This window comes from Actinoalloteichus spitiensis RMV-1378, from assembly GCF_000239155.1.
GTDB classification, from domain to species: Bacteria; Actinomycetota; Actinomycetes; order Mycobacteriales; family Pseudonocardiaceae; genus Actinoalloteichus_B; species Actinoalloteichus_B spitiensis.
The window spans coordinates 1-6,978 of sequence record NZ_AGVX02000687.1; the positions used below are offsets into that span (position 1 = coordinate 1).

At 71.6% G+C, this 6,978-nt stretch carries 6 protein-coding genes and 1 tRNA gene; 3 read left to right on the top strand and 4 right to left on the bottom strand.

All coding sequences use genetic code 11. The features are described 5' to 3' along the window. Positions 1 to 270 precede the first annotated feature (270 nt). The gene (locus ACTIDRAF_RS0223935) at positions 271 to 1,503 is read left to right on the top strand and encodes a L,D-transpeptidase (RefSeq protein WP_016701214.1); all 1,233 of its coding nucleotides are present in this window, start codon (positions 271 to 273) and stop codon (positions 1,501 to 1,503) included. Between the two features lie 120 nt (positions 1,504 to 1,623). Here the strand turns inward: ACTIDRAF_RS0223935 and ACTIDRAF_RS0223940 are convergent, their stop codons facing one another. Beyond that, positions 1,624 to 2,073, bottom strand: a complete 450-nt coding sequence (locus ACTIDRAF_RS0223940) for a MarR family winged helix-turn-helix transcriptional regulator (RefSeq protein ID WP_016701216.1) — start codon at positions 2,071 to 2,073, stop codon at positions 1,624 to 1,626. Between the two features lie 515 nt (positions 2,074 to 2,588). Here ACTIDRAF_RS0223940 and ACTIDRAF_RS0223945 point away from each other — a divergent pair. Further along, complete coding sequence (locus ACTIDRAF_RS0223945; protein WP_016701217.1) at positions 2,589 to 3,554, top strand: ATP-binding cassette domain-containing protein; 966 nt, start codon at positions 2,589 to 2,591, stop codon at positions 3,552 to 3,554. Positions 3,555 to 3,625: 71 nt separating this feature from the next. Continuing rightward, a complete protein-coding gene (locus tag ACTIDRAF_RS0223950; protein ID WP_016701218.1) occupies positions 3,626 to 4,381 on the top strand; it encodes an ABC transporter permease in 756 nt (251 codons plus the stop codon). Positions 4,382 to 4,502: 121 nt separating this feature from the next. On the opposite strand, the gene ACTIDRAF_RS0223955 is transcribed toward ACTIDRAF_RS0223950, so the two are convergent. From ACTIDRAF_RS0223955 to ACTIDRAF_RS30930, 3 genes are all read right to left on the bottom strand, one after another. Then, positions 4,503 to 4,578 (bottom strand) — tRNA-His (locus ACTIDRAF_RS0223955). Positions 4,579 to 4,716: 138 nt separating this feature from the next. Next, positions 4,717 to 5,364, bottom strand: a complete 648-nt coding sequence (gene orn, locus ACTIDRAF_RS0223960; RefSeq protein WP_016701219.1) for an oligoribonuclease — start codon at positions 5,362 to 5,364, stop codon at positions 4,717 to 4,719. Between the two features lie 10 nt (positions 5,365 to 5,374). After that, a partial coding sequence (locus ACTIDRAF_RS30930; RefSeq protein ID WP_016701220.1) for a PH domain-containing protein occupies positions 5,375 to 6,978 on the bottom strand: 1,604 nt, incomplete at its 5' end.

A 6,978-nucleotide genomic window follows, 5' to 3' on the forward strand; every position in this document is an offset into this window, starting at 1 on the left:
ACCGGCCCCCCGCCCCGGCCGGGGGGCCGGTCGCCGCTGAGGTGATCTTCACCCGGTTGGCCGGTGATGCTCCGAACGGATGAAGAGTCGTCCACCTTCGTTCCCGCTGGCAACCGAAACGGCCGGACAGACGTCTACCTGGGTAAAGGCAGCTTCTGGGGGCGGGTCCGTGCGTGGCGGTCGCCGCCGTGGTGCCGAACTGCCTGTTACTCCGTTGAGTGCAATGGCGGTCCACCATTGGTGGGCCTGGGGGAACGAGGACGAACGACTATGCACAGGATCACTGGCATCGCGGGCGGCAGACGGAGGTCGGGGCGTGTCCGGCTGCTCGCCACGGTGCTGGGTCTGACCGCGGTGATCACCGCGAGTTGCACCAGTGGCAGCGCGGCCCCCTCCGGCGCCGCCGGAAGCTCCGCGTCACCCGAGCGCGAGCCGCTGTCCCTGGTTTTCAGCACCGAGGACGAGGCGACCGACGTCGCCCCGGGGGAACCCGTCACGGTGGCCGCCGAGGGGGGCGTGCTCACCGAGGTGACGATGCTGAATCCCGACGGCGTCGAGGTGGACGGGGAACTCGCCGAGGACGGCAGCGGGTGGACGACGGCCGAGCCGCTCGGCTACGGGCGGACCTATACGCTGTCGGTGGCGGGGGAGGGCGACGACGGCGAGGAGCGGTCGGAGGAGATCACCTTCACGACCGTCCAGCCCGCGCAGCAGACCTACGTCGGGTTCTCGCCCCTCCCGGGGGAAACCGTCGGTGTGGGACACCCGCTGGCCTTCTACTTCTCCGAGGGGATCCCCCTGGAGGACAAGCAGGCCGTCGAGGATGCCATCACCATCACCACCGACCCCGAGGTCGAGGGTGCCTTCTACTGGTTCGACGACACCCGGGTGCACTGGCGGCCCAAGGAGTACTGGCAGCCGGGTACGAAGATCAGCATCGATGCCGACATCTACGGCAAGCACTTCGGCAACGGTGTCTACGGCAAGCAGAGCCGCACCTCGGAGTTGACGATCGGCGACTCCTTCATCGCCCACGCCGACGGCTCCACCTACCAGCTGACGGTGGAGATCAACGGTGAGGTCGTGAAGAAGTTCCCGATGTCCCTGGGCAAGCCCGACTTCCGGTCCTGGGACGGGGTGCACGTGGTGACCGAGAAGCACGCCGACTACCTGATGGACTCCTCGACCTACGGGCTGTCGCTGGACCAGGGCGGCTACCAGACCCAGGTCAAGTGGGCGACCCGGATCGCCAACAACGGCGAGTTCGTGCACGCGGCGCCCTGGTCGGTGGCGCAGCAGGGCCAGGAGCACGTCAGCCACGGCTGCATCAACCTGTCCACGGAGAACGCGAAGTGGTTCTACGACAACGTCAAACGGGGTGACGTCGTCGTCATCACCGACTCCGGCGGTCGGGAGCTGCCGGGGGACGGGGGCCGTGGGGGCTTCAACGACTGGCAGATCCCGTGGGAGGAATGGCTCACCGGCGGCGTGCGCGCCGGCTGATCCACGCGGGCACGATGAGCGGGGGCACGGCCCGGGCCACTCGGCCCGGGCCGTGCGTCGTTCGCCGCCGTGGTCGGCGGGCTGCCCCGCTGCCGACCGAACGGGTCGCGGAACCCGGCGTCACGGCGTGCCCAGCCAGCTCTCGTCGTCGGTCGCGTGGGCCAGCAGTCGGCGCAGGAGGGTGCGCAGCGTGTGGATCTCGGCGGGCCGGAGGCCACCGAGGAACTCCTCCTCCACCAGCCGGAGCTGGTCGTCGACCTGGTTCATCAGCCGCCGTGTTCCCCTGGTCAGTTCGAGCCGCCGGGTGCGGCCGGAGGAGCCCGGGCGGCGGCGCAGGTAGCCGGCCTGTTCGAGGGCGCCCACCATCTCGTGCAGCGACTGCCGCGTCACCCCGAGCTGGCGGGCCAGCTCGGACATCGTCAGTTCGGGTTCCAGGTCGAGTTGGACGAGCACGCCGAACTGCCGGATCGTGAGGTTGTGCGGTCGCAGCGCGTCGTTGGCCTGGCGGGTGGCCACGGTGAAGGCGTAGGCGAGGAGGTACGGAACGGCGGGTGGTGGCTGCTCCTCCATCGGATCGACGATACGGGCGGGATGCTCCCGCCGGCCGCCGCCCTGCCGGACCCGGTCTTCCTCGTACCGCCGGGAGCACGGGGCCGGGACCGGCGGCCTGGGCCGCCTGGCGTTGGTCGGCCGAGGCCCTTCCCGCTCGCGTCCGAGGTGATGCCACCGCCCGGGTCGTGGGTCCCCTGCGGCGGTCGCGTCGCCATGAGCGGACCGGCGACCACTCCGCCGGCGGCAGCGGGCCGACGGCGTGGTGCACGGATGGGGCGTTCCCGCGCAGGTCCCGCTGGCCGGTGTCCACTCAGGGCGGTCCGGCTGCTCGGGGCGCGGCCGGGCCGTGGGCGTTCTGCCCCCTGAACGGTGCTTCCGCTGGAGATCGTCAGGAAGCCTGACGATTGACGTGTTTTCCGTCCTACGCTTTCCGGGCTCCGGAACCCGGCGGGCAGCCGTGGTTCCTCCCCACCAGCGCGTCCCGACCCCGGGTCGGCGAGGACATGTGCCCAAATTTGAGTATCGGAGGGCCGATGATTCACGCCCGAAAACTGGCCAGGACGTTCCAGGTCAAGGGCGAGCGGGTCGAGGCCGTGCGCGGTGTCGACCTCGACGTGGAACCGGGGGAGCTCGTCGCCTTCCTCGGCCCCAACGGGGCCGGCAAGTCGACCAGCCTGCGGATGCTCACCACGCTGCTACCGCCCACCTCGGGCACCGCGCTCGTCGCCGGGCACGACGTGACCCACGAGGGCGCGCGGGTGCGCCAGCGGATCGGGTACGTCGGGCAGGGCACAGGCTCCGGCGAGTACCTGCTGCCCCGAGACGAGCTGGTGACGCAGTGCCGCGCCTACGGGTTCAGCCGTGCCGAGTCCGTGCGGCGCACCGGGGAACTGCTGGCGATGCTCGACCTGGAATCGCTGGCGACCAGACCGGCGGGGACGTTGTCCGGTGGGCAGCGGCGGCGGCTGGACATCGCCCTCGGACTGGTGCACCGGCCGGCGCTGCTGTTCCTCGACGAACCGTCCACGGGTCTGGACCCGCAGAACCGGGCCCACCTCTGGGAACACCTCCTCCGGCTCCGCCGGGAGTCGGGCACGACCCTGTTCCTCACGACGCACTACCTCGACGAGGCGGACACGATGGCCGAACGGGTGATCATCGTCGACCGGGGAACCATCGTCGCCGACGACACCGCGGAGAACCTCAAGGCCACGCTCGCCGGCGACCTGATCACCCTCACCCTGGCCGACGCCGACCACGCCCGCACCGCCGCGGGGATCGCCGACCGGATGCCCTCGGTGTCCGAGACCACGGTGGACGGGACCACCGTCCGGGTCCGCGCCACCTGGGGGGTCGCGGTGCTGCCGGAGTACCTGCGCGCCCTGGACACGTCCGCCGCGCCCGCGCTCACGGCCGAGGTGCGCACGCCCACCCTGGACGACGTGTTCCTGGCGCTCACCGGTCGTCGGCTTCGGGACGGCGACGCGCCGGAGGGATGAGCCCACCGGCGGCCTCCCGCCCCCTCCACCCACCCCACCACCACGTCGTACCGACAAGGAGTACGGACACCGTGAACCTCGTCAGGCACACCGGGATCGTCTTCGTGCGCGAGATGCGCCCCGGACTCCGGAACCCGCTCGGGCTCGTCCTCCAGATGGCCGAGCCCCTCGTCTTCCTCGTGCTCTTCGGCCCGCTGCTCGCGGTCATGCCCTCGGTCGGCGAGGGGTCCACCTGGCAGTGGTTCGTGCCGGGCATCGTGGTCATGCTCAGCCTCTTCGGCGCCAGCGGCGCCGGGTACTTCATGCTCACCGAGGCCAGCGCCGGCACGCTGGAGCGGCTCCTGGCCACTCCACTGCACCGCACGGCCATCCTGGCAGGGCGCACCGGGAAGGAGGTGGCGACCCTGCTGGTGCAGGCCCTGCTGATCATCCTGGCCACGCTGCCGGTCGGCTTCGACCCGCACCCGCTCGGAGCGCTGGTCGGCCTGCTCCTGCTCGCCGTGTTCGGGCTCGGACTCGGGTCGCTCTCGACCAGCCTCGCTCTGGCCATGCGGGACCAGCCGTCCACCTTCTACGGCGTCCAGCAGGGACTGCTGTTCCCCCTGCTCCTGCTGTCGGGGGTCCTGCTTCCCATGGACTTCGCCCCCGACTGGTTGTACGCGGCGTCGCGGTTCAACCCGCTGACCTACCTCGTGGAGGCGGAGCGGGCGCTGTTCGCCGGTGACCTCGCGCACCCCTCGGTGCCGTGGGCGGTGGTGACGGCCGGCGCGGTGGCCGCAGTCGGCCTGGCCGTCGGCGTGCGCACGATCCGGCGCGCGTCCTGCTGACCGGCGCCCCCGGTAGTTCCCGCTGACCGGCGCCCCGACGGTGACCGGCCGTCCGGTCGCGCCCGGAAAGCGGAAAGCCGGGTCGGTGCTCCCGAGGAGTACCGACCCGGCCTTCCGCAACTGGGGAGGATGACGGGATTTGAACCCGCGACAACTGGGACCACAACCCAGTGCTCTACCTACTGAGCTACACCCTCCATGCCGTCGTGGTCCCGGCACATTGAGCGGATGTCCCGTGACCACCGTGGTGCCGACAGCTTAGCGTGCGGCGCGAACGGGCCGCACGGTGGGGCCGGTGTCCCGGTTTCCCGAAGCCAGGGGCCGGTTTCGGCGGATCAGTCGGTGCCTGCCCGGCGCGCCAGTTCCGTGCCGCCGACCCCGCCCTCCCCGCTCAGGATCTCCTGGGCGATGACCTGGAGTTCGTCCGTGGTCGGACCGGGCTGGGGGACGAAGGCGGACCGGCGGTAGTACCGCAGCTCCTTGATCGACTCCAGGACGTCGGCAAGGGCGCGGTGGGCCAACCCCTTCTCCGGCTGGGCGTAGTAGACACGCGGGTACCACCGCCGGCAGAGTTCCTTGATGGAGGAGACGTCGACCATCCGGTAGTGCAGGTGGCCGTCCAGCTCCGGCATGTCCCTGGCGATGAACCCCCGGTCGGTGGCGATCGAGTTGCCGGCCAGCGGCGCCGTGCGCGGGTCGGGCACGTGTTCGCGCACGTAGTCCAGGACCAACCGCTCGGCCTCGGCGATCGTGACGGTCGAGCGCCGCACCTCCTCGGTGAGACCGGACCGGGAGTGCATGTCGCGCACCACCTCGGGCATCGACTCCAACGCGGCGTCGTCGGCGTGGATGACCACGTCGACCCCGTCGCCCAACACAGTGAGTTCCGAATCGGTGACGAGAGCGGCGATCTCGATGAGCGCGTCGGAGCGCAGGTCGAGACCGGTCATCTCGCAGTCGATCCATACCAGCCGGCCGTTCACCGTGGCGATTCTAGTTCCGCCCCTCGGCCTGTTCGCTGAGGTCGTCGGCGTGGTGCCCGACCGGTGGCCGGGGCCCGTCGGTCAGGAACGGGGTGAGCAACCCGGGTACGGCAGCCTCCGCCACCGCCAGCCCCCGCGCCGCATCGACGTCCTGGATCTCGTAGTGGCCCGCGCCGGCCGCTGTCGTGGCCACGACCGTGGCCAGCCCCGCCCGTCGTTGGAACAGGGACCTGCGGACCTTCCAGCCGATGATGCCGTCCGTCCGCAACGCGAAGGTGCGACGCACCAGCGAACCGCGCCGACCGACCAGGTACCGGTCCGCCAGCTGGTTGCCCAGGTTGCGGTAGCGGTCCAGGCCCAGCAGCACCGCCAACGGCAGGGCCACCAACCCCAGGTACCCCGCCCACACCGGGACGGGGCCTTCCACCACGGCCCAGGCCAGGCCGCCGAGGAGCCCCAGGGCGGGCACCACCGTCCGCACGAGCCGTCGCCCCAGCGCCGCCCGGGGGTGCCGGGCCAGCCCGGTGAGGGTGGGCGCGGGGCGCCTCCCGGTGACGAGCCCCGCGACGCGGTGCGCCTCGGTGGCGGGGGCTGGGGGCAGCAGCAGGTCGCGGTCGCCGCTGAGCGGTCCGAAGCCCGTGACGATCGCGTCCGCGCTGCCACCCTTCGCGGAGCGCAGCAACAGCGGTTCGACGACCTCGACCCCTCGCAGCCGCTTCTCCTCGATCGACACCGAGCGGGTGGTGAGCAGCCCCCGACGCACCCGCAGCGTCCCGTCGTGTTCCCGGCTGAGCTCGTACTTCCAGTAGCGCACCACGTAGACGACCAGGGCACCGCCGACCATGACCACGAGGAACGACAGCGCGGCGAAGGCCACCAGCGCGGGGGCCGGCAGCGCGGTCACCCACTCCTGGACGTCGGCGAGCACGGAGGAGTCGGTGATCTCGACGTTGAGCCCCTCCAGCGCCTGGTACGAGGTGCCGAAGAGGACACCGAACGCCGCGAGCCCGGCCAGCGTCAACGGTGCGTAGCGCAGCCAGGACCGCCGCAACCGGGAGAGCTGGTCCGGGGGAGGAGCGGACTCCCCGCTCGCCGGCGGAACCGCCTCCGACGACGGCGTCTCCCCGACCTCGGCCCCGGGCGGCAGCGGCCCCTCGCCCGCCGCGTTCGTGGCCGGCGCCGTCTCGGAACCGGGCTGGGCCCGCCGCAGCAGGAGGACGCGGAGCTGTTCGGCCTCGGTGGCGGTCACCGCGTTCAAGGACAGCTCGTCCGGGCTCGTGGCGCTGTGGCCGGTGCCGACGGTCACCACGACCAGTCGGAACACCCGGTGCAGCAGCGGGGAGGTCAGGTCGACGGTCCGGATGCGCTCCCTGGGCACCGACAGGTGTTTCCGGAAGACCCACCCGGTGCGCAACAGCACCTGCTCCTCGGTGATCCGGTACCGGGTGGTCAGCCACCTGATCAGGCCGTTGGCCCCGAGGATCACGATCACGACTCCCGCGATGCGCAGCTGCCACCCGTTGTCCCCGCCCACGAACAGCGCGACCACCAGCAGCCAGAGCAGGCCGGCGGCCTCCCCGAGCGGTCGCGCCGCGATGATGCGGGGGTCCAGCC